This window comes from Streptomyces sp. NPDC059743, assembly GCF_042732975.1.
Lineage (GTDB): Bacteria > Actinomycetota > Actinomycetes > Streptomycetales > Streptomycetaceae > Streptomyces.
Window position 1 is genome coordinate 23,655 of record NZ_JBHWGS010000032.1, and the last position, 20,144, is coordinate 43,798.

17 protein-coding genes are annotated in these 20,144 nt (G+C 71.4%); 9 read left to right on the plus strand and 8 right to left on the minus strand.

Going from position 1 to position 20,144, the window contains the following annotated elements:
* Positions 1 to 91: 91 nt before the first annotated feature.
* The 6 genes from ACFV6H_RS37045 (at position 92) to ACFV6H_RS37070 (ending at position 9,308) form a co-directional block, all read left to right on the plus strand.
* Positions 92 to 3,124 carry an SCO5717 family growth-regulating ATPase gene (locus ACFV6H_RS37045; protein WP_385551176.1) on the plus strand — a complete coding sequence of 1,011 codons (3,033 nt, stop codon included), beginning with the start codon at positions 92 to 94 and terminating at the stop codon, positions 3,122 to 3,124.
* 196 nt (positions 3,125 to 3,320) lie between these two features.
* Positions 3,321 to 5,198, plus strand: a complete 1,878-nt coding sequence (locus ACFV6H_RS37050) for an ABC transporter substrate-binding protein (protein ID WP_385551178.1) — start codon at positions 3,321 to 3,323, stop codon at positions 5,196 to 5,198.
* Positions 5,199 to 5,201: 3 nt separating this feature from the next.
* Complete coding sequence (locus ACFV6H_RS37055; protein ID WP_385551180.1) at positions 5,202 to 6,278, plus strand: ABC transporter permease; 1,077 nt, start codon at positions 5,202 to 5,204, stop codon at positions 6,276 to 6,278.
* Positions 6,275 to 7,240 carry an ABC transporter permease gene (locus ACFV6H_RS37060; RefSeq protein WP_385551182.1) on the plus strand — a complete coding sequence of 322 codons (966 nt, stop codon included), beginning with the start codon at positions 6,275 to 6,277 and terminating at the stop codon, positions 7,238 to 7,240. Before ACFV6H_RS37055 ends, ACFV6H_RS37060 begins: the two co-directional genes overlap by 4 nt.
* A complete protein-coding gene (locus ACFV6H_RS37065; RefSeq protein ID WP_385551184.1) occupies positions 7,237 to 8,238 on the plus strand; it encodes an ABC transporter ATP-binding protein in 1,002 nt (333 codons plus the stop codon). The genes ACFV6H_RS37060 and ACFV6H_RS37065 overlap by 4 nt, the downstream gene beginning before the upstream one ends.
* 74 nt (positions 8,239 to 8,312) lie before the next feature.
* The gene (locus ACFV6H_RS37070) at positions 8,313 to 9,308 is read left to right on the plus strand and encodes an ABC transporter ATP-binding protein (RefSeq protein WP_385551186.1); all 996 of its coding nucleotides are present in this window, start codon (positions 8,313 to 8,315) and stop codon (positions 9,306 to 9,308) included.
* Between the two features lie 45 nt (positions 9,309 to 9,353).
* On the opposite strand, the gene ACFV6H_RS37075 is transcribed toward ACFV6H_RS37070, so the two are convergent.
* From ACFV6H_RS37075 to rimP, 8 genes are all read right to left on the minus strand, one after another.
* Positions 9,354 to 10,307 carry a bifunctional riboflavin kinase/FAD synthetase gene (locus ACFV6H_RS37075; RefSeq protein WP_093603944.1) on the minus strand — a complete coding sequence of 318 codons (954 nt, stop codon included), beginning with the start codon at positions 10,305 to 10,307 and terminating at the stop codon, positions 9,354 to 9,356.
* A gap of 318 nt (positions 10,308 to 10,625) precedes the next feature.
* The gene (gene truB, locus ACFV6H_RS37080) at positions 10,626 to 11,525 is read right to left on the minus strand and encodes a tRNA pseudouridine(55) synthase TruB (RefSeq protein ID WP_384985147.1); all 900 of its coding nucleotides are present in this window, start codon (positions 11,523 to 11,525) and stop codon (positions 10,626 to 10,628) included.
* Positions 11,522 to 12,013, minus strand: a complete 492-nt coding sequence (rbfA, locus tag ACFV6H_RS37085) for a 30S ribosome-binding factor RbfA (protein WP_385551189.1) — start codon at positions 12,011 to 12,013, stop codon at positions 11,522 to 11,524. Before rbfA ends, truB begins: the two co-directional genes overlap by 4 nt.
* A 55-nt stretch (positions 12,014 to 12,068) precedes the next feature.
* Positions 12,069 to 12,362 (minus strand): DUF503 domain-containing protein, encoded by a 294-nt coding sequence (locus tag ACFV6H_RS37090; RefSeq protein WP_385551191.1) that lies wholly within the window; start codon positions 12,360 to 12,362, stop codon positions 12,069 to 12,071.
* Positions 12,363 to 12,506: 144 nt separating this feature from the next.
* The gene (infB, locus tag ACFV6H_RS37095) at positions 12,507 to 15,674 is read right to left on the minus strand and encodes a translation initiation factor IF-2 (protein ID WP_385551193.1); all 3,168 of its coding nucleotides are present in this window, start codon (positions 15,672 to 15,674) and stop codon (positions 12,507 to 12,509) included.
* Between the two features lie 149 nt (positions 15,675 to 15,823).
* Positions 15,824 to 16,114 carry a YlxR family protein gene (locus ACFV6H_RS37100; protein ID WP_384793196.1) on the minus strand — a complete coding sequence of 97 codons (291 nt, stop codon included), beginning with the start codon at positions 16,112 to 16,114 and terminating at the stop codon, positions 15,824 to 15,826.
* 176 nt (positions 16,115 to 16,290) lie between these two features.
* Entirely contained in the window at positions 16,291 to 17,376 is a 1,086-nt protein-coding gene (gene nusA, locus ACFV6H_RS37105) for a transcription termination factor NusA (protein ID WP_385551196.1), read from the minus strand.
* 2 nt (positions 17,377 to 17,378) lie between these two features.
* Positions 17,379 to 17,876, minus strand: coding sequence for a ribosome maturation factor RimP (gene rimP / locus ACFV6H_RS37110; protein WP_385551198.1), 498 nt, complete (start codon positions 17,874 to 17,876; stop codon positions 17,379 to 17,381).
* A 151-nt stretch (positions 17,877 to 18,027) separates the two neighbouring features.
* Here rimP and ACFV6H_RS37115 point away from each other — a divergent pair, with 151 nt between their 5' ends.
* Genes ACFV6H_RS37115 through ACFV6H_RS37125 form a run of 3 tightly spaced genes read left to right on the plus strand, consistent with a single transcriptional unit; the run spans position 18,028 to position 20,002 of the window.
* Positions 18,028 to 18,609, plus strand: coding sequence for a hypothetical protein (locus tag ACFV6H_RS37115; RefSeq protein WP_384985138.1), 582 nt, complete (start codon positions 18,028 to 18,030; stop codon positions 18,607 to 18,609).
* Positions 18,606 to 19,028, plus strand: coding sequence for a ferritin-like domain-containing protein (locus tag ACFV6H_RS37120; protein WP_384793208.1), 423 nt, complete (start codon positions 18,606 to 18,608; stop codon positions 19,026 to 19,028). The genes ACFV6H_RS37115 and ACFV6H_RS37120 overlap by 4 nt, the downstream gene beginning before the upstream one ends.
* A gap of 32 nt (positions 19,029 to 19,060) precedes the next feature.
* The gene (locus ACFV6H_RS37125) at positions 19,061 to 20,002 is read left to right on the plus strand and encodes an aminoglycoside phosphotransferase family protein (RefSeq protein WP_385551200.1); all 942 of its coding nucleotides are present in this window, start codon (positions 19,061 to 19,063) and stop codon (positions 20,000 to 20,002) included.
* The last annotated feature ends 142 nt before the right edge of the window (positions 20,003 to 20,144 follow it).

Here is a 20,144-nt window from a genome sequence, read left to right on the forward strand (position 1 = left end):
CCCCTGAAAAACAGCCGGGCGGACCGGACATGGCGATACGGACGCCCCGCCCACCACGGCACAAGGGTGCTCGACCACACCAGGAGGCAAAGTGAACGGCGATCGGGACGAGATCCGCGGAGGCTGGAACCGGCCTCCTGTGGACGATCAGTCCGACGCGGAGCCCGAGATGACGGGTGAGTTCACCATCGACTACACCCCGCCCGCCTGGTACACGCAGAACGCGCCGGGGGACACGTCCGGTGGTGGTGCCTCGGGTGCGCCCGCGTCGTTCACGAACTCTCCTCCGCCGCCCGACGGCGCGCCCGTCGCCGTGCCGGGGCTGCCCGCGGGCAGCGGCTTCGAGCCGAACTGGGCGCCTGCGGCTCCGCCCGCGCCCGCACCGGTCCCGGTGGCCGATCCGGCTCCGCCGGTGACCGTGGCACCGGACTCGCCGTCCGCGGCAGCGGAGCCGGTCGGCGGTGACGATGTGGAGAGCGGGACGACGATGCGGATCTCGCCCGCGGCGCTCAAGCGGGAGATCGCCGAGCGGGAGTCCGCGCAGAACGACGGAACGCCGGGAACGGCCGTGTCCGGTGGTGTTGGCGAGGCCGACGGCGCCGGAGCCGACGCGGAGAGCGTGGCGCCTGCCGCCGTACCCGTGTCCGGTGACGAGGCTGGGCCCGAGCGGTCCGCCGAGCCTGCGGACCAGGACGGGGACACGGACACATCGGCCGACGTGGCGGAGGCTGAGGTCTCCGACGGAACGGACGGTGCCGACATGGACTCCGAACCCGTCGACGGAGCCACGGCCGAGGCCAACGAGGGCGAGGCCGAGGACGGACCGTCCGACTCCGTGCCCGAGAACCCCGAGAACACAGTCAGGGACGCCGCGCCTCAGGACGCCGTGCCGGCTCGGGACGCCGAGGACGCCGTACCGGCCGATGGGCCCCAGGACGCCGCTCCGGCCGCCGCGTCGGCCCAGTCCTGGACGCTTCAGCCGCCCGCGCCTCAGGACTCCGCGCTGCCGCCGCTGCCGCCCGCCTTCCAGCCGGCCGCACCGGCGTCCGCGCCGCAGTGGCCCGTGGCGGCACGCGCCGCCGAGCAGCCCGCCCCCGCCACGCCACGGCAACAGCCGCAGCCCCAGGCCCAGTCCCAAAGCCCTCAGCAGCCCGCGAATCCGTATCCGTGGGCCGCGCAGCCGCCGCAGAGCGGCTACGGCTTCCCTCAGCAGGGCCATCCTCAGCAGCAGCCCGGTCCGGTCGCGCCGACGGCTCAGGCCGCGTTGCCGCCCGCCGTACCGGGTCCTGACGCCTCCGTACCGCCCGGCGCCGTACCGCCCGCCGGTTACGGATTCCCGCACCAGCAGGCACAGCCGGGACAGCAGCCGGGACCGTACGGACCCGGGCCCGCGCCGCAGCAGAGCGGTTACGGCTTTCCGCAGCAGGACCAGTCCGGGCAGCCCGGTGCGCAGGCGCTCCCGGCTCCGTACGGCGCTCCGGGCGCGCACGCTCCCGTACCCGCGCCCGTCCAGACCCACGCCCAGCCACAGCACCCGCAACAGCAACCGCAGCAGGCACAGCACCCCCAGCAGCAGCCCGTTGCCCAGCCGCCCGCCGTGGATCCCCGGGCCGGCACCGCCTGGCCCTCGCCCGTCGCGCACGACCACCGCGAGCGCTCCGTCCCGGGCGCACCGCTCGGCTATACGGCCGCCGTCGAGCTGTCCTCCGACCGTCTGCTGCGCAACAACAAGCAGAAGCCGAAGAGCAGCCGCAATCCGTCCGCCGGTTCGCGCTTCAGGATCGGCGGAAAGGCCGCGGAGAGCGAGTACCGGCGCAAGCTGGAGCTGATCCGTACGCCCGTGCTCTCCTGCTACCGGATCGCGGTCATCAGTCTCAAGGGCGGTGTCGGCAAGACCACGACGACCACCGCGCTGGGAGCGACGCTGGCCACCGAGCGGCAGGACAAGATCCTGGCGATCGACGCCAATCCGGACGCCGGTACGCTCGGCCGCCGTGTACGGCGCGAGACCGGCGCGACCATCCGCGACCTGGTCCAGGCGATCCCGTATCTCCACAGCTATATGGACATCCGCCGGTTCACCTCGCAGGCGCCCTCCGGTCTGGAGATCATCGCCAACGATGTGGATCCGGCCGTCTCCACCTCGTTCAACGACGAGGACTACCGGCGCGCGATCGAGGTCCTCGGCAAGCAGTATCCGATCATCCTCACCGACTCGGGCACCGGTCTGCTCTACAGCGCGATGCGCGGAGTGCTCGATCTCGCCGACCAGCTGATCATCATCTCGACACCGTCCGTGGACGGCGCGAGCAGCGCCTCGACGACGCTCGACTGGCTGTCCGCGCACGGGTATGCGGAGCTGGTGCAGCGCTCGCTCACGGTCATCTCCGGCGTCCGTGAGACCGGAAAGATGATCAAGGTCGATGACATCGTGCAGCACTTCGAGACGCGCTGCCGCGGCGTGGTCGTGGTGCCGTTCGACGAGCATCTCGCGGCCGGTGCCGAGGTGGATCTCGACATGATGCGGCCCAAGACGCGCGAGGCGTACTTCCATCTCTCGGCGCTGGTCGCCGAGGACTTCGCGCGGGCTCAGCAGGCCCAGGGACTGTGGACGGCGGACGGCAATCCGCCGCCGCATCTCGTGCCGCCGATGCCGGGCCCCGGACAGCAGACGCAGGGTCAGCCGCCGTACGGACAGCCGGTGCAGGGACAGGGACACCCGTACGCGCCTCAGCCGTATCCGCAGCAGTACCCGCAGCCTCAGCCCCAGCCTCAGCAGCACGGGCAGCCGGGGCATCCGTACTACCCGTATCCGCAGCAGCAGGCTCCGGGGCCCCAGCCCGGCGTGCAGCAGGGCTGGCAGCAGTCGCCGCCGTCCCAGGCGCAGTCCCCCGCGAGCCCGGCCGGTCCGCAGCCCGGACAGCTCCCGCCCGGCCAACTCCCGCCCGGACAGGCCGCGCAGCCGGGCCAGCCCGGTCATCCCGGACAGCCGGCCCTGCCGGGACCGTACGGTCAGCAACAGCCGCAACCGCCTCAGGGCCAGACCGACTTGCAAGGTCCCGTCCCGCCCGGCGGATGGCCGCAGCAGCAGCCTCCGCAGGCACCGCCAGCGCCTCAGCAGTAAGGCATCAGAGGTCGATACCAATGAGGGCCCGCGCCGTCTCCACGGCGCGGGCCCTCGGCGCATTCCCGCAGCCCACACGCGGTTTGGGCACCCGTTGACGCGCCCTGACGCCCGCTGATAAACCTCGCTTCACCGATTGGCGAACCAGATTCAACCCGGCTTCTCCGCGCGAGTGATAACACGAGGTCACCGTCCCATGGTCCATAGCGTTCCGCCGCGCACACCGCGGCAGCCCGTCCGGCAGCGCCCCCGCCTCCGACTGCTGCTGGCCTCCGCCGTCGCGTCCGCCGCGCTCGTGGCCGCGACCGTGCTTCCCGTCCAGCCGCTGCTCCCGGCGCCTCAGCAGGCCCAGGCGGCCGGCGACCGCGCGCAGGTCCTGACCGTCGCGGTCAGCCAGAGCGTCGACTCCCTCAGCCCGTTCCTGGCCCAGCGGCTCGTCAGCACCACCGTCCACCGGCTGGCGTACGAGTATCTGACCAACTACGACGCCAAGGACGCGCGTACGGTCCCGGGCTTCGCCACCGCGTGGCAGCCCTCCGCCGACAAGCTGACGTGGACCTTCACCATCCGCGAGGACTCGAAGTGGTCCGACGGCAAGCCGGCCACCGCCGAGGACGCCGCCTGGACCTTCAACAAGATGATGACGGACCCGAACGCGGCCACCGCCAACGGCAGTTTCACGGCCAACTTCAAGCGGGTCACCGCGCCGGACCCGAAGACTCTGGTCATCGAGCTGAAGAAGCCTCAGGCCACCATGACGGCGCTCGATGTGCCGATCGTGCCCAAGCACATCTGGGAGAAGGTCGGCGACTTCTCGAAGTTCAACAACCACAAGCAGTTCCCGATCGTCGGCAACGGACCGTTCGTCGTCACGGACTACAAGGTCGACCAGTACATCAAGCTGAAGCCCAACCGGGACTTCTGGCGCGGTGCGCCGCAGTTCGACGAACTCGTCCTCAAGTACTACAAGGACGGCGACGCGGCCGTGGCCGCGCTCCAGAAGGGCGAGGTCTCCTTCGCCTCCAATCTCACACCGGCCCAGGCCGCGGCGCTGAAGAACGCCGACAACATCAAGGTCAACGACGCGCCGGGCCGGCGCTTCTACGCGCTCGCCACCAATCCCGGAGCCAGGTCGAAGGACGGCAAGAAGTTCGGCAACGGCCATCCGGCGCTGCTGGATCCGGCGGTGCGCAAGGCCCTCTTCCAGGCCGTCGACCGCGAGACCATCATCGACAGGGTCTTCCAGGGCCATGCCGTCGAGGGTCAGGGCTATATCCCGCCGCGCTTCGACTCGTACTTCTGGCAGCCCTCGGCGGAGCAGAAGATCGCGTACGACCCGGACGCCGCGGCCCGGACGCTCGACCAGGCCGGCTATACGAAGAACGCGAGCGGCAAGCGCGTCGGCAAGGACGGCAAGCCGCTCGACCTGCGGATCCTCTGTCACGCCACCGATCCGAACGACAAGGCCATCGGCAAGTACCTCCAGGAGTGGTGGGGCCGGCTCGGTATCGGGCTGAAGGTCGAATGCCTCGACAATGTCTCCGACCCATGGCTCGCGGGAGACTACGATCTGGCCTTCGACGGCTGGTCCGTCAATCCTGATCCCGACTATGTCCTCTCCATCCATACGTGCGGAGCGCTGCCCGCCACTCCCAAGGACAGCGGCGCCACCGACAACTTCATCTGCGACAAGGAGTACGACGACCTCTACGCCCAGCAGGCCGTGGAGTACGACGCGGCCAAGCGCGCGGAGCTCGTCAAGCGGATGGAGTCGAGGCTGTACGACACCGGGTACATGAATGTCATGGCGTACCCGAACGCGGTCGAGGCGTACCGTACGGACCAGATCAAGTCGATCACGACGATGCCGGAGGCCGCGGGCAACCTCTGGGGCCAGGACGGCTATTGGAGCTGGTGGTCCGCGGTCCCGGCCGATGACGGTGACGGCGGCACATCCGGCGGCTCCTCCTCGACCGCGTTGGCGCTCGGGCTCGGCGCCGCCGGAGTGGTCGCCGCCGGGCTCGGGCTCTTCGTCGCGATGCGGCGCCGTTCCACCGCGGAAGACCGTGAATAACCCATGAGCACCGCAAGCACTCCCGGTCTGGTGCGGGACGCAGTCGACGGCCCGGCGCAGACCGGGCCGTCCGGCTCGGCGGCCCGCGCCCGCGCCGGTACCAGGACCGCGTATCCGCTCTATGTGGCGGGCAAGCTCGGCGGCGCGGTCGTCTCGCTGCTCGCCGTCCTCGTCACCAGCTTCTTCCTCTTCCGGATCATCCCCGGTGATCCGGTCCGGGCCATGACGCATGGCGCACCGACATCCGCCGAGCAACTGGCCACGATGCGCCGGCAGTTCGGGCTGGATCTGCCGCTGTGGCAGCAGTTCACCGACTACTGCGCCAAGGCGCTGACCGGTGATCTGGGCATGTCGTACCAGTTCCACGCGCCGGTCGGTGAGCTGATCGCGGCGAAGCTGCCCGCGACGCTGCTGCTCACCGGCGTCGCGGTGGTGATCTACTCGGCGCTCGGTCTCTGGCTCGGCACCCGCTCCGCCTGGCACCACGGCGGTCTCGGCGACCGGCTGAACACGGGCGTGGCACTGACGCTCTGGTCCGTGCCGTCCTTCTGGCTGGGACTGCTGCTGATCATCGTCTTCTCGGTGGGCATCGGCCCGGTCCCGGGCATGTTCCCGACCGGCGGTATGGAGTCGGGCGACACGGCCGGCTTCGCCCGGATCCTCGATGTGGCGCACCATATGGTCCTGCCGGTGCTCACACTCGTGGCGGTGGGATACGCGCAGACGCTGCTGGTGATGCGCTCCTCGCTGCTGGACGAGATGGGCGGCGACTATCTGACGACGGCGCGGGCGAAGGGGCTGCGGGACGCGTCCGTACGGCGGCGGCACGCGGTGCCCAACGCGCTGCTTCCCACCGTCACCATGGTCTTCATCAATCTGGGCCATGTGGCGGGCGGTTCGATCCTGGTGGAGACGGTGTTCTCCTGGCCCGGGCTCGGCGGGCTGTTCTACCAAGGGCTGAGCGTGCCCGATCTGCCGCTGGTCCAGGGGCTGTTCCTGGTCTTCGCCGGCGCGATGATCGTGATGAACCTGCTCGCCGATCTGCTCTATCCGCTGCTCGATCCCCGGGTGGGCCGATGACCTTCACGAAGCCGCCGAATCCGTCGCCGGTGCCGGAAGAGCCACCCGCCGCCTCCGCCGCCGCCACCTCCGTGTCCGCTTCCTCGTTCGCGTGGGCCCGCAGACGCGCGTCGGTGGTCCGCTTCTGGCAGCGCTACCGTACGCACCGCGCCGGGCTCTTCGGTCTCGCCGGGCTCGCGCTCGTCGCGCTGATCGCCCTGGCCGCGCCGCTGCTCGTCGGCGGTGATGTGCAGAGCGTGACGCGGGCGCCGGGCACGGCGCTGGAGGCGCCGAGCGGCCGGTTCCCGCTCGGTACGGACCAGTTCGGGCGGCCACTGCTGGGACTGCTGGTCTGGGGCGCCCGGATCTCGCTGACCGTGGGACTGCTGGCCGCGGCGCTGTCGGTGGCCATCGGTACGCTCGTCGGTATCCTCGCCGGGCACTACGGCGGCTGGGCGGCGACGGTGACCATGCGCATCACCGACTGGTTCCTGGTGATGCCCACGCTCGTACTGGCGATCGTGCTGGCCACGGTCATGTCGCGGTCCATCTGGACGGTGATCGTGGCCATCGGTGTCACGAGCTGGCCGACGACGGCGCGGCTGGTGCGGGCGCAGACGATCGCCGTCGAGTCACGTCCGTACATCGAGCGCGCGCGGGCGCTGGGCGGCGGGCACGGCCACGTCATGAGCCGCCATGTGCTGCCCAATGTGATGCCGCTGGTGCTCGCGCAGACCACGCTCGGTATCTCCAGCGCGATCCTGACGGAGGCGACGCTCGCCTTCCTCGGCCTCGGCGATCCGACGATCGTCTCGTGGGGCGGCATGCTCCAGGACGCGCGGGAGGCGGGCGCGGTCTCCTCCGGGCACTGGTGGTATCTGGCACCTCCCGGACTCGCGATCGCGTTCGTCGCGCTGGCGTTCACGCTCTGCGGCCGTGCGATCGAGTCCGTGCTCAACCCGAAGCTGGGAGTGCCCCGTTGACCGACGGCGCGTCGAATCTGCTGGAGATCAGGAATCTGTCCGTGACGTACGGTTCGGGCGCCTCGGCCGTGCCTGCCGTACGAGGCGTCGATCTGACCATCGGGCCGGGCCAGAAGCTCGGTGTCGCCGGGGAGTCGGGCTGCGGCAAGTCCACACTGGCGCTCGCGCTGCTCAGACTGCTGCCGCCGACGGCGAAGCTGACCGGCGAGATCCTGCTCGACGGCGAGGATGTCCGCACCATGAAATGGGGCCGGCTGCGCGCCGTACGGTGGGCCGGCGCGTCGATCGTCTTCCAGGGCGCCATGCACTCGCTCAACGCGGTGCACCGGATCGGCGACCAGATCGCCGAGCCGGTCCTGCTGCACCGGCGCGCCACACAGGCGGCCGGCCGCTCGCGCGCCGCCGAGCTGCTGGAACAGGTCGGGCTGCCCGCCGCGCGCGCCGACGCGTATCCGCATGAACTCTCCGGCGGCCAGCGTCAGCGCGTGATGATCGCGATGGCGCTCGCCTGCGATCCACGGCTGATCGTCGCGGACGAGCCGACCACCGCGCTCGATGTGATGATCCAGGCGCAGATCCTGCGGCTGATCGAGCGGTCGGTCGCGGAGCAGGACATCGGTCTGCTGATGATCAGCCATGATCTGGCGGTGCTCTCGGACACCTGTGACCGGCTCGCCGTGATGTACGCGGGCCGGATCGTGGAGGAGGGGCCGGCGCGCGAGGTCTACGACGCGGCGGAGCATCCCTACGGCCAGGCGCTCTCCGCCGCCTTCCCGCGCGTCGGGGACCTCGCGTCCCGGCGCGCTCCGCGCGGACTGCCCGGTGATCCGCCGGATCCTTCGGCGCTGCCGTCCGGCTGTACGTTCCATCCGCGCTGCCCGGTCGCGCTGGACATCTGCGCACGGGAGGACCAGGCGCTGCGGCCGGCCGGTCCGGGCCGGAGCGCGGCCTGTGTACGGATCGGCTCCGCGGTGCCCGCCCAGGAGCAGCCGCTATGAGGGCCACGCCGTATGCCCTCTTCCGTAAAGCCCGTAAAGCCTCGTAAAGCCCGGCCGGCCTCCAGGAGCCACCCATGACGACGACCACCACCGCCTCGCCGGTCCCGCTGCTGTCGGCCGCCGAGCTGAATGTCACCTTCCCCGGGCGACGCGGTGCACCGCCGTCCCGGGCCGTCGACGGCGTCGATCTCGACATCGGCGCCGGAGAGATCGTCGCCCTGGTCGGCGAGTCCGGCTGCGGCAAGACCACACTGGCCCGGACGCTGCTCGGTCTGGTGCCGCCCAGCCGGGGCCGGGTGACCTTCGCCGGGGAGCCGCTGGGATACGGCGCCCGCTCGCTGAAGGCGTACCGCAAGCGCGTACAGCTCGTCCTCCAGGATCCGAGCGGATCGCTCAATCCGCGCCATACGGTGTACGACGCGGTGGCCGAGGGCCTTCGGATCCATGGCCACCAGGGCGATGAGCGTGCGGCCGTCGCCGAGGCGCTGTCCCGGGCCGGTCTCCGGCCGCCCGAGCGGTTCTTCCTGCGCTATCCGCACGAGCTGTCCGGTGGCCAGCGGCAGCGGGTCGTCATCGCGGGCGCGCTCGTCCTCGAACCCGAACTCATCGTCGCCGACGAGCCGGTGGCGTCCCTGGACGCGTCCGTACGAGGTGAGATCCTCGCGCTGCTGCTGTCGCTGCGCGATGAACTCGGGCTGTCCGCACTGGTGGTGACACACGATCTGGGGCTGGCGTGGAACATCGCGGACCGGGTGGCGGTGATGTATCTCGGGCGGATCGTGGAGACAGGCCCGGTGGAGGATGTTCTGACGGCTCCTCAGCATCCTTACACGCGGGCCCTGTTGTCCGTACTGCCGGAGTCGGGACAGACACCGGTCGTCCTCATGGGCGAGCCGCCGGACCCGTCCCGTATCCCGGGCGGCTGCCGCTTCCACGCCCGGTGCCAGGTGCTCGCCTCGGGCGAGGCGGCGCGGGCGGGCGTCGAGGAGCGGTGCCGTACGGAGTCACCGCCGGTGCTGACGGGCGGCCCGGCCACACAGGTCGCGTGCCACTGGGCGACGGCGAAATGAGCTGGGCCGGACAGGGCCCACGGGCCGCCTTGAGCTACGGGCCGCCTACCTGGCGTCGTACTCCTCCGTCAGCGCCCGTGAGCGCTTGACATCGTCGGCGATCGCCTCCAGCAGCGCCTCGATCGACTCGAACTTCCGCTGGCCGCGAACGTACGAGAGGAAGTCGACGGTCACATGGAGCCCGTACAGATCCAGCCCGACCCGGTCGATCGCATACGCCTCGACCGTCCGCTCCGTCCCTTCGAACTGCGGGTTCGTACCGACCGAGATCGCCGCCGGCATCCGCTCGCCGTCCGCCGTGAGCCAGCCCGCGTACACCCCGTCGGCCGGGATCGCGGTGTGCGGCAGCGTCTCCACATTGGCCGTGGGATAGCCGAGTTCACGTCCGCGCTGCGCACCGCGCACCACCACGCCCTCGACCCGGTGCGGCCTGCCGAGAATCTCCGCCGCGCCCGCGACATCGCCCTCGGCGACCAGACGGCGGGTGAGCGTGGACGAGAAGGGCTCGCCGCCGCCCGCCTCGCCGGTCACCCGCAGATCGATGACCTCGACCTCGTAGTCGTAGGTGGCTCCCAGATCGGCCAGTACGGCGACGTTCCCGGCGGCCTTGTGACCGAAGCGGAAGTTGGGGCCCTCTATCACGGCGCGGGCGTGCAACTTGTCGACCAGGACCTTCACGATGAAGTCGCCCGGCGACAGCCTGGAGAACTCGACGGTGAACGGCAGGATCAGCAGCGCGTCCACGCCCAGCTCCGCCATCAGCTCGGCGCGCCGGTGGTGCGGCGCGAGCAGCGGCGGATGGCTGCCGGGCCGTACGACCTCGCTCGGGTGCGGATCGAAGGTCACGACGACCGACGGCACTCCCAGCTCCCGCGCCCGCTCCACCGCGCGGCCGATGATGAGCTGGTGTCCGCGGTGCACCCCGTCGTAGGAGCCGATGGTGACGACGCTGCGCCCCCAGTCCTGGGGGATGTCCTCCAAGCCACGCCAGCGCTGCACTGAGACCGCTCCTCGCCCGAACCCATGTACGTCATTTCCAGTCACGCAATGCTAAGACTGCCATGCCCCGCACCTGTGGCACGCATCGGCCACCGGGCTCTGTCACCGGGCTCCGGAAACGGCTCAAGTGCGAACGCGCCCCCCAGTGCACCGTCTCTCCCCTCCAAGCGCCTCCAAGCGCCCGCTCCCACGGGTGAGTGACGGGCCCGGGATGGACAGGACCCTTTTCGGAGGGGGGCCGTGCCGCCGGGCCGGGGTGCCGGCCGGGCTCCACGGTGCGATCCGGTCGCTGTGGCGGTAAGGCCGACCGCTCCGGTCTCAGCCGAAGACCGCGAGGCTCTTGGCCTTGCCGCGCTGTTCCTCGACGAGCGCCAGGAAGCGCCCTTCGGGGCCGAACGCGGCGACCGGCGCCGAGTCGAACGCCGGCATGTCCAGCCGTACGCCGTTGAGCAGCAGCCCGGCCCGCTTCTCGTCCACGTCCCAGCGCGGGAACGCGGCGGCGGCGGCCTCGGCGACCGGCATGACGGTCAGCTCCTGCTGGAGCTGCTCCAGCGTTCTCGCCGAGTCCAGCGCGTAAGGGCCCACCCGGGTCCTGCGCAGCGCGGTGAGATGGCCGCCGACGCCGAGCCCGGCGCCGAGATCACGGGCGAGGGCGCGGATATACGTGCCGGACGAGCAGACGACGGAGACGACCAGGTCGAGGACCGGAGTGCCGTCCTCGGCGACGGCCTCGCGCACGTCGTAGAGCCGGAACGAGGAGACGGTCACCGGCCGGGCCGGGATCTCGAACTCCTCGCCGCCGCGCACCCGTGCGTAGGACCGCTTGCCGTCGATCTTGATGGCGCTCACCTTGGAGGGCACCTGCATGATCGCGCCGGTCAGCGCCGCGATCCCGCTGTCGATGGCATCGCGCGCGACCAGCGACGCGTCCGCGGACGAGATGATCTCGCCCTCCGCGTCGTCGGTCACGGTGTTCTGTCCGAGCCGGATCGTGCCGAGGTACTCCTTCTCGGTCAGCGCGAGATGCCCGAGCAGTTTCGTGGCCCGCTCCACACCGAGGACGAGGACGCCCGTCGCCATGGGATCGAGGGTGCCGGCATGGCCGACGCGCCGTGTTCCGGCGATCCCGCGCATCTTGGCGACGACGTCGTGCGAAGTGAAGCCCGACGGCTTGTCCACGATGACAAGGCCGTCGGGCGTCCTGTTCTGCTGAGTCATTCCGCGGCGGCACCGTCCGTGCTGTCCCCGTCCGCCTCCGCGCCGTCCGCACCGTCGGCGGCGTCGTCGGAGTCGGCCTTGCGGTACGGGTCGGCCCCGGCCGCGTAGGTCTTGCCGGTGGACACCTCCCGTACCTCGGCGTCCTTGGCACGCGCCCGGTCGAGGAGGTCCTCGATGGTGCGCGCGTTGTCCGGCAGGGCGTCCGGGACGAACGCCAGCGTCGGGGTGAAGCGCACGCCGGTCTGGCGGCCCACCTCGGAGCGGAGGACGCCCTTGGCGCTCTCCAGGGCCGCCGCGGAGGCCGCGCGCTCCTCGTCGTCGCCGTAGACCGTGTAGAAGACCGTGGCCTCCCGCAGGTCGCCGGTGACACGGGCGTCCGTGATGGTCACGAACCCCAGTCGCGGGTCCTTGATACGCCGGTCCAGGGTCTCCGCGACCACGACCTGGATGCGATCGGCCAGCTTGCGGGCCCGCGCGTTGTCGGTCACCGGTCCGTCACTCTTCCTTCTGGGTTTTCTTGTCCACTGGTCAGTCTTCGTCCGGTCAGTCTTCGTCGCCGTGCAGCCGCCGCCGTACCGACAGCAGCTCCACCTCGGGATGCCCGGCGACCATGCGTTCGCACCGGTCGAGCACCTCGGTGAGATGGGCCCAGTCGCCGGACACCACCGCCAGACCGATCTCGGCCCTGCGAAGGAGGTCCTGGCTGCCGGTCTCCGCGGCGCTGACCGCGAATTTCCGCTGGAGCTCGGCGACGATCGGCCGGACGACGGAGCGTTTCTCCTTCAACGACCGTACGTCGCCGAGGAGCAGATCGAAGGACAGCGTCCCCACATACATGCATGTCCGGATGTCCCGCCGGTACGGGTTCGGTGCCCTGCCAGTGCTTGGCAGGGGCACAAGAACCGTACACGCAACGGCCGGGGCCGATCGACGGATATTCGTCCCGTCGACCGGCCCCGACCTGAGCGGTCAGCGCGTGCGTCAGCCGCGCGGCTTCTCGCGCATCTCGTAGGTGGCGATGACGTCGTCGATCTTGATGTCGTTGAAGTTTCCGAGGTTGATACCGCCCTCGAAGCCCTCGCGGATCTCGGTGACATCGTCCTTGAAGCGGCGCAGGCCCTGGATGTTGAGGTCCTCCGCGATGACCTTGCCGTCGCGGACGAGCCGGGCCTTGGTGTTCCGCCTGACCTCGCCGGAGCGGATGAGAACACCCGCGATATTGCCCAGCTTGGACGAGCGGAAGACCTCGCGGATCTCCGCCGTACCGAGCTCGACCTCTTCGTACTCCGGCTTGAGCATGCCCTTGAGGGCGGACTCGATCTCCTCGATCGCCTGGTAGATGACCGAGTAGTACCGGACGTCCACGCCTTCGCGCTCGGCCATCTGCGCGGCACGCCCCGCGGCGCGCACGTTGAAGCCGATCACGATGGCGTCGGAGCCCATGGCCAGGTCGATGTCCGACTCGGTGACCGCACCGACACCGCGGTGCAGCACCCGGATGTCCACCTCTTCGCCGACGTCGAGCTGGAGCAGCGAGGACTCGAGGGCCTCCACCGAACCGGACGCGTCGCCCTTGATGATGAGGTTGAGTTCCTGCACCAGACCGGCCTTGAGGGCCTCGTCCAGATTCTCCAGGGAGAACCGGACGCCCCTGCGGGCGAAGGCCGCGTTCCGCTCACGGGCGGCACGCTTCTCGGCGATCTGCCGGGCCGTACGGTCCTCGTCGACGACCAGGAAGTTGTCACCGGCACCGGGCACATTGGTGAGACCCAGGACCAGGACGGGCGTCGAAGGCGTCGCCACGTCGACGTTGTTGCCGTTGTCGTCGAGCATGGCCCGCACACGGCCGTACGCGTCACCGGCGACCATCGTGTCACCGACGCGCAGCGTGCCGCGCTGGACGAGCACGGTGGCGACGGCGCCGCGGCCACGGTCGAGATGGGCCTCGATCGCGATGCCCTGCGCGTCCTGCTCCGGGTTGGCCCGCAGGTCGAGCGAGGCGTCCGCGGTCAGGACCACGGCCTCCAGCAGGCTGTCGATGTTCAGGCCCTGCTTGGCGGAGATGTCGACGAACATGGTGTCGCCGCCGTACTCCTCGGCCACCAGCCCGAACTCGGTGAGCTGACCGCGCACCTTGGTCGGGTCGGCGCCCTCGACATCGATCTTGTTGACCGCGACCACGATCGGCACATCGGCCGCCTTGGCGTGGTTCAGCGCCTCGATCGTCTGCGGCATCACACCGTCGTTGGCCGCGACCACCAGGATCGCGATGTCGGTGGACTTCGCACCACGGGCACGCATGGCGGTGAACGCCTCGTGGCCCGGGGTGTCGATGAAGGTGATCCTGCGCTCTTCACCGTTGACGTCGGTGGCGACCTGGTACGCGCCGATGTGCTGCGTGATACCGCCGGCCTCGCCCGCGACGACGTTCGTCTTGCGGATCGCGTCCAGCAGCCTGGTCTTACCGTGGTCGACGTGGCCCATGACGGTCACGACCGGCGGCCGGGACACGAGCAGTTCCTCGCCGCCCTCGTCCTCGCCGAACTCGATGTCGAAGGACTCGAGCAGCTCGCGGTCCTCCTCCTCCGGGCTGACGATCTCGACGACGTAGTTCATCTCGTCGGCGAGGAGCTGGAGGGTCTCGTCGGAGACGGACTGTGTGGCCGTGACCATCTCGCCGAGGTTCATCATCACGGCGACGAGCGACGCCGGGTTGGCGTTGATCTTCTCCGCGAAGTCGGTGAGCGACGCACCGCGCGACAGCCGGACGGTCTGTCCGTTGCCACGAGGCAGCATCACACCGCCGACCGACGGGGCCTGCATGGCCTCGTACTCCTGGCGCCTCTGCCGCTTCGACTTACGGCCACGACGGGCGGGCCCGCCGGGACGGCCGAACGCGCCCTGTGTGCCACCACGGCCACCGGGACCACCCGGACGACCGCCGAAGCCGGGACGGCCACCGCCGCCACCGCCTCCGAAGCCACCGCCACCGGGACGGCCCGGAGCGCCGCCACCGCCGCCGCCACCGGGACGACCGGCGAAGCCACCGCCGCCGCCACCGCCGCCGGGACGACCCGCGAAGCCGCCGCCGCCACCGGGACGACCGCCGCCACCGCCACCGCCGGGACGAGCACCGCCACCGCCACCGGGACCACGGCCACCGCCGGGGCCACCGCCGGGACGCGGACCGGCCGCGGGACGCTGAGGCATCATGCCCGGGTTCGGACGGTTACCACCGGGGCCACCGCCCGGACCGCCCGCGGAGCGGGGGGCCTGCGGACGCGGCATACCACCGGGAGTCGGACGTCCGGTCTGTCCACCGGGACCGCCCTGCGGACGGGGACCGCCCTGGCCGGAGCCCTGCGGGCGCGGACCGCCCGGAGCACCCGGGCCACCGGGACGCGGGGCGCCGCCCGGACGGGGCGCCTGCGGGCGCGCCATACCGGTGGAGCCGCCTGAGGTGAAGGGATTGTTGCCGGGACGCGGTCCTGCCGGACGGGCACCGGGACGCGGGGCCTGGCCGGGACGCGCGCCGCCGGAGCGGCCACCCTGGCGCTGGTCGCGATCGCCCTGACGCTGGTCACGGTCGCCGCCCTGGCGCTGGTCACGCTGGTCGCTGCCGGGACGGGCGGACGGACGCGGTCCAGGCGTGGCACCGGGCCGGGCGGCGGCCGAGGCCGACGGAGGCGCGGTGAACTCCGGCGCGGCCGGAGCGGCGGGAGCCGGCTTCGGCGTGGCCGGGGCGGGCCTGGGAGCCGGCGCCGGACGCGGTCCGGGACTCGGCGCGGTGGGAGTGCTTCTGGGCGCCTCGGCGACGGCCGGCTTGGGAGCCGGGACACCGGGCTTGGGTGCGGCGGGACGCGCCGGCTGTGCGGGCGCTCCGGCCGACGGGACAGCGGACGCGGCCGGGGCAGCGGGAGCTGCCGGCCTCGCGGGGGTCGCCTTGCGCGGCGCCCCGGGCTTGGCAGTGGTCTTGCCGGCGTTGCCGCCGGGCCCCTGCAAAGCGTCAGTCAACTTACGTACAACCGGCGCCTCGATCGTCGACGACGCCGAACGGACGAATTCACCGAGTTCTTGGAGCTTGGCCATGACGACCTTGCTCTCGACGCCGAACTCCTTGGCGAGTTCGTATACCCGGACCTTAGCCACTTCGCTCCTTTTAGGTCCGGGTTACCGCCGGACCGTCGCTACTTCATGGGCGTACTCATCGCGTACTCATCGAGTGCTCATCGCAATCTCGACCTACTTCCAACTCGCGAGGTACCTGAACCGCACGGGGTTCCGTGCCGTACTTCTTCTTACAGTGACGCCTGCACCGCGACTGTCTCGACGGCCCGGCGCAGCTCCGCGCTGTCGAGCGGGCCCTGGACCCGGAAGGCCCTGGGGAACGCCCGGCGGCGGACCGCCAGATCGAGACAGTTCAAGGAGAGGTGCGTATACGCACCCCGGCCGGGCAGCGTACCGCGTCGATCGGGGACACACTGTGTCCCGACCACCACGATGCGCAGCAGATCGTCCTTGGCCGCTCGTTCCCGGCAGCCCACGCACGTTCGCTCAGGGCAGGCTCGGGCGCTCGTCCGGCCAGACATCCTCAAGTCTACCTCCCCGCGCCGACCTCACCCCTTTGGGGCAAGACTCGAACGCGTGACAGCTCGGAAGATCGTGTCGGCTCGTGCCCGGCCGGCGTCGGCCGGCCGGCACTGGACCGTCGCAGGGCGCGACGGGACCTTCCCGAGATCATTCCCGCCGACCGGCCGGCCGGCGGTCAGCCGCGCTCGCGCTCGCGGTCACCACCGCGGTCCCTGTCACGGTCGCCTCCGCGGTCACCGCCACGCTCGCGGTCGCCTCCGCGGTCACGGTCGTCGTCGTCCGTCTGCTCCGTGTCCGGGCGGATGTCGATCCGCCAGCCGGTGAGCCGGGCGGCGAGCCGGGCGTTCTGCCCTTCCTTGCCGATCGCCAGCGAGAGCTGGTAGTCCGGCACGGTCACCCGCGCCGAGCGCGCGGCGAGATCGACCACCTCGACCTTGCTGACCCGGGCCGGCGACAGCGCGTTGGCCACCATCTCGGCCGGATCGTCCGACCAGTCGACGATGTCGATCTTCTCACCGAGCAGCTCGGCCATGACATTGCGGACCCGGCCGCCCATCGGTCCGATGCAGGCGCCCTTGGCGTTGAGGCCGGAACGGGTCGACCGTACGGCGATCTTCGTACGGTGGCCGGCCTCGCGGGCGATCGCGGCGATCTCGACCGAGCCGTCCGCGATCTCCGGGACCTCCAGCGCGAAGAGCTTCTTCACCAGATTGGGGTGGGTACGGGAGAGCGTCACCGAAGGGCCGCGCACGCCCTTGGCCACCCGCACCACATACGTACGCAGCCGCAGACCGTGCGTGTACTCCTCGCCCGGCACCTGCTCCTGCACCGGAAGGATGGCCTCCAGCTTGTCGTCCAGCTTGACGAGGACGTTCTTGGGGTCCTTGCCCTGCTGGACCAGACCGGCGACGACATCGCCCTCCCGGCGCGCGTACTCGCCGAAGGTGACATCGTTCTCGGCGTCCCGCAGCCGCTGCTGGATGACCTGGCGCGCGGTGGTCGCGGCGATCCGGCCGAAGTCCGACGGAGTGTCGTCGAACTCCTTGGGCTCCTGGCCCTCCTCCAGCTCCGCGGGATCCTCCTTGGCCCAGACCGTGACATGGCCGTTGTCCCGGCTCAGCACGGCCCGCGCGTGCCGGCGGCTGCCCTCCGTACGGTGGTAGGCGATGAGGAGGGCGGATTCGATCGCCTCGACCAGCAGATCGAAGGGGATCTCCTTCTCTTGTGCCAAGCCCTTCAGGAGCTTCACATCGATGTCCACGGCTACGCCTCCTCTTCCTTCTTGTCCTTGCGGCTGAACTCGATCTCCACGCGCGCCTTGGCGATCCGCGCGAACTCGACGCGGCGGGCGGTGGGCTTGCGCCCCTTCACGCCCGGCACTTCGAGGCCGAGGCCCTCGTCGTCCACGATGAGGATGCGGGCCACCAGCTCGCCGTCCTCGTGGAGCTGGAATCTGGCCAGCCGGCCGACGGCGCGCAGATAGTGACGGTGCTCGGTCAAAGGGCGCTCGGCGCCGGGCGAGGTCACTTCGAGCTGGTACTCGTCCTCGCCCATCGCGTCGGTCTCGTCGAGCTTCTCGGAGATGGAGCGGCTCAGCTCGGCACACTCGTCGAGGTCCACGCCCTCGTCCGAATCGACCACGACTCTCAGCACACGACGCCTGCCTGCCCGGGACACCTCGATCTCCTCCAGATCCAGGTCCTTCGCGCTGACGAGCGGTTCCAGCAGTCCGCGCAGCCTTTCGCTCTGGGTGGTGCTCATCCGGGTGACTCCTCGGCCGCGTGTGCTGTTGTGGGATCGTCGTGTGTCAGATCAAAGGGTATCCGGTCCGAAGGGGTGTTGCCGTCCACCCGTGGATGACCCGCGGGTACGCTCGCCTGCGGTGATCATCGCGAGGCCCGAGGAGAGACGCGTGGGGCGCACGGGGACGACACGGAGGCGCCTGCTCATGGCCGCGGGCGCCACGGGAGCCACGGCGGCGGGGCTGCTGACCGGCTGCACCTCCGATTCCGCCGGCGGACGGAAGTCCGGGAGCGGGACGGGCGCGCGGGCCGAAAGCACGCTGCGGCAGCGGTCCGCCGCCACCAGCCGGGCACTGCTCGGACAGTACGACGCGGTGCTGGCGCTCCACCCGGACGAGGGCGAACTGCTGACGCCGCTGCGGACGGCGGTCGCGCGGCAGGTGGATGCGCTGGCGCCGACGGCACGCAAGCCCACGAGCCCGTCGCCCTCCGCCGCTCCTTCCTCGCCCGGGTCCGAGTCCGGCTCCGAGTCTCCGGATGCCTCGCCCGGACCGAGGCCGCCGGTCCTTCCCGCCGTCGCCGACGATCCGGCGCAGGCCCTCAAGGCGCTGGCCACGGCCGAGCGCCGGACCGCCGACGCGCACACCGCCACGCTCATGGACGCGCCTCCGGAGCTGGCCAGACTGCTGGCCTCCCTCGCGGCGGCGGGCGCCGCGCACGCCTATCTGCTGACGGAAGGATCCCGCTCGTGAGCACCGGTGCGCTGGCCGCCGCGCAGGCCGCACTCGCGGCGGAGCACGCCGCTGTGTACGGGTACGGAGTCGTCGGCGGCCGGGTCGACGGCGACCGCCGTGGCGAGGCCGACGCCGCGTACACCGCGCACCGCGCCCGGCGTGACGCGCTCGCCCGGACCGTACGCGACCTCGGCGGCAAGCCTGCCGTGGCGGCGCCCGCGTACGCCCTGCCGTTCGCGGTGCCGGACGCCGCCGCGGCCGTACGGCTCGCCGCCGAGCTGGAGGACCGGATCGCGGGCGTCTACTCCGATCTCGTACGGGCCGCCGAAGGGCCACTGCGCCGGGAAGCTGCGGGCGCGCTGCGGGAGGCCGCGGTGCGCGCGGTGCGCTGGCGCGGCACGGGCGTAGCCTTTCCTGGGCTCGCCGAGCGCGCGTGAGCCCTGGAGTCTCGAAGGGGAACGGCGCACGTATGGGTTTCGAACCACCGCAGCGTCTGGTGCGCGCGCTCGGCCGGCAGTACGGCGAGCCGGCCGCCGCCGAGTGGCTGAGCCGGCTCCCGGCCCTCGCCGGAGAGGCCGTCTCCGCGCGAGGGCTGGATGTCGAGCGGGTGGTCGCGCCGGGCGGCAGGAGCGGTCTGGTGGTGCTCGTACGGCGGCCCGACGGCTCTCCCGCGACGCTCAAGATCGCTCCGTCCCTCGCGGCGCCGTCGCTGGAGCGGGCGGCGCTGGCGCACTGGAAGGGCTGGGGCGCGGTGGAGCTGCTCGACGCCGCCGATACCGCCGACGCCGTCTCCACCACCGCCTCCAGCACCACCGACTGCACGCTGCTGCTGGAACGTCTCCAGCCGGAGATCTCGCTGCGCTCCCTGCCCGAGGCGAAGGCCCTGCTGGAAGCGGCGGGTACGGTACGCAGGCTCTGGGTCGATCCGCCCGTGGGCCATGGCTTCGAGACGGTGGCCGAGCGGACGGCGCGGGAGTCGGCGGCGCTGCGCGCGACGGACGACGGCGACGGCAGCCTCGCGCCGCTGGTCTCGGCCGCGCTGGCGGCGCGTGACGAGCTCTGCGCCTCCTCGGCGGAGACTCGGCTGCTGCACGGCGCGTTCGGCCAGGGCAAGGTGCTGGCGGGCGAGCGGGCGCCCTGGCTCACGGTCGGTCCTGAGCCGCTGGTCGGTGAGCCCGCCTATGACCTGGCGCGACTGGCCCGCGACCGGGTCGAGGACCTGGTGGCGGCCTCCTCGGGCCCCTCTTCGGCGCGGCGCCGGGTGAGCCGCCTGGCGGACTCGCTGGACATGGACGGCGGGCGGCTGCGGGGCTGGACGCTGTTCCGTGCGGTGGAGTCGGGCGTCAGGGCGCTGACGGCGGGCCGCCGCCAGACCGCGGAGCTCCTGCTGGAATTCGCGGGCTGGCTGTAGCCGCGGGGCGCCTGCCAAACCCAGCCCGTCCGGCGATTGAGGACCGGGGTCCGGGGCGGAGCCCCGGGAGCGCCGGCGGCGGGGGGGTGGCCCCCCCCCCCCCCGCCCCCAAACCGGGGGCCGCCCCCCCCCCCCGCCGGGA

Bases quoted from the DNA above. Each gene is read 5' to 3' on its own strand.
- ACFV6H_RS37050 (WP_385551178.1), top strand. From the start codon at position 3,321: ATGGTCCATAGCGTTCCGCCGCGCACACCGCGGCAGCCCGTCCGGCAG.
- ACFV6H_RS37055 (WP_385551180.1), top strand. From the start codon at position 5,202: ATGAGCACCGCAAGCACTCCCGGTCTGGTGCGGGACGCAGTCGACGGC.
- ACFV6H_RS37060 (WP_385551182.1), top strand. From the start codon at position 6,275: ATGACCTTCACGAAGCCGCCGAATCCGTCGCCGGTGCCGGAAGAGCCA.
- ACFV6H_RS37070 (WP_385551186.1), top strand. From the start codon at position 8,313: ATGACGACGACCACCACCGCCTCGCCGGTCCCGCTGCTGTCGGCCGCC.
- truB (WP_384985147.1), bottom strand. From the start codon at position 11,525: ATGACTCAGCAGAACAGGACGCCCGACGGCCTTGTCATCGTGGACAAG.
- ACFV6H_RS37090 (WP_385551191.1), bottom strand. From the start codon at position 12,362: ATGTATGTGGGGACGCTGTCCTTCGATCTGCTCCTCGGCGACGTACGG.
- ACFV6H_RS37100 (WP_384793196.1), bottom strand. From the start codon at position 16,114: ATGTCTGGCCGGACGAGCGCCCGAGCCTGCCCTGAGCGAACGTGCGTG.
- rimP (WP_385551198.1), bottom strand. From the start codon at position 17,876: ATGAGCACCACCCAGAGCGAAAGGCTGCGCGGACTGCTGGAACCGCTC.
- ACFV6H_RS37125 (WP_385551200.1), top strand. From the start codon at position 19,061: ATGGGTTTCGAACCACCGCAGCGTCTGGTGCGCGCGCTCGGCCGGCAG.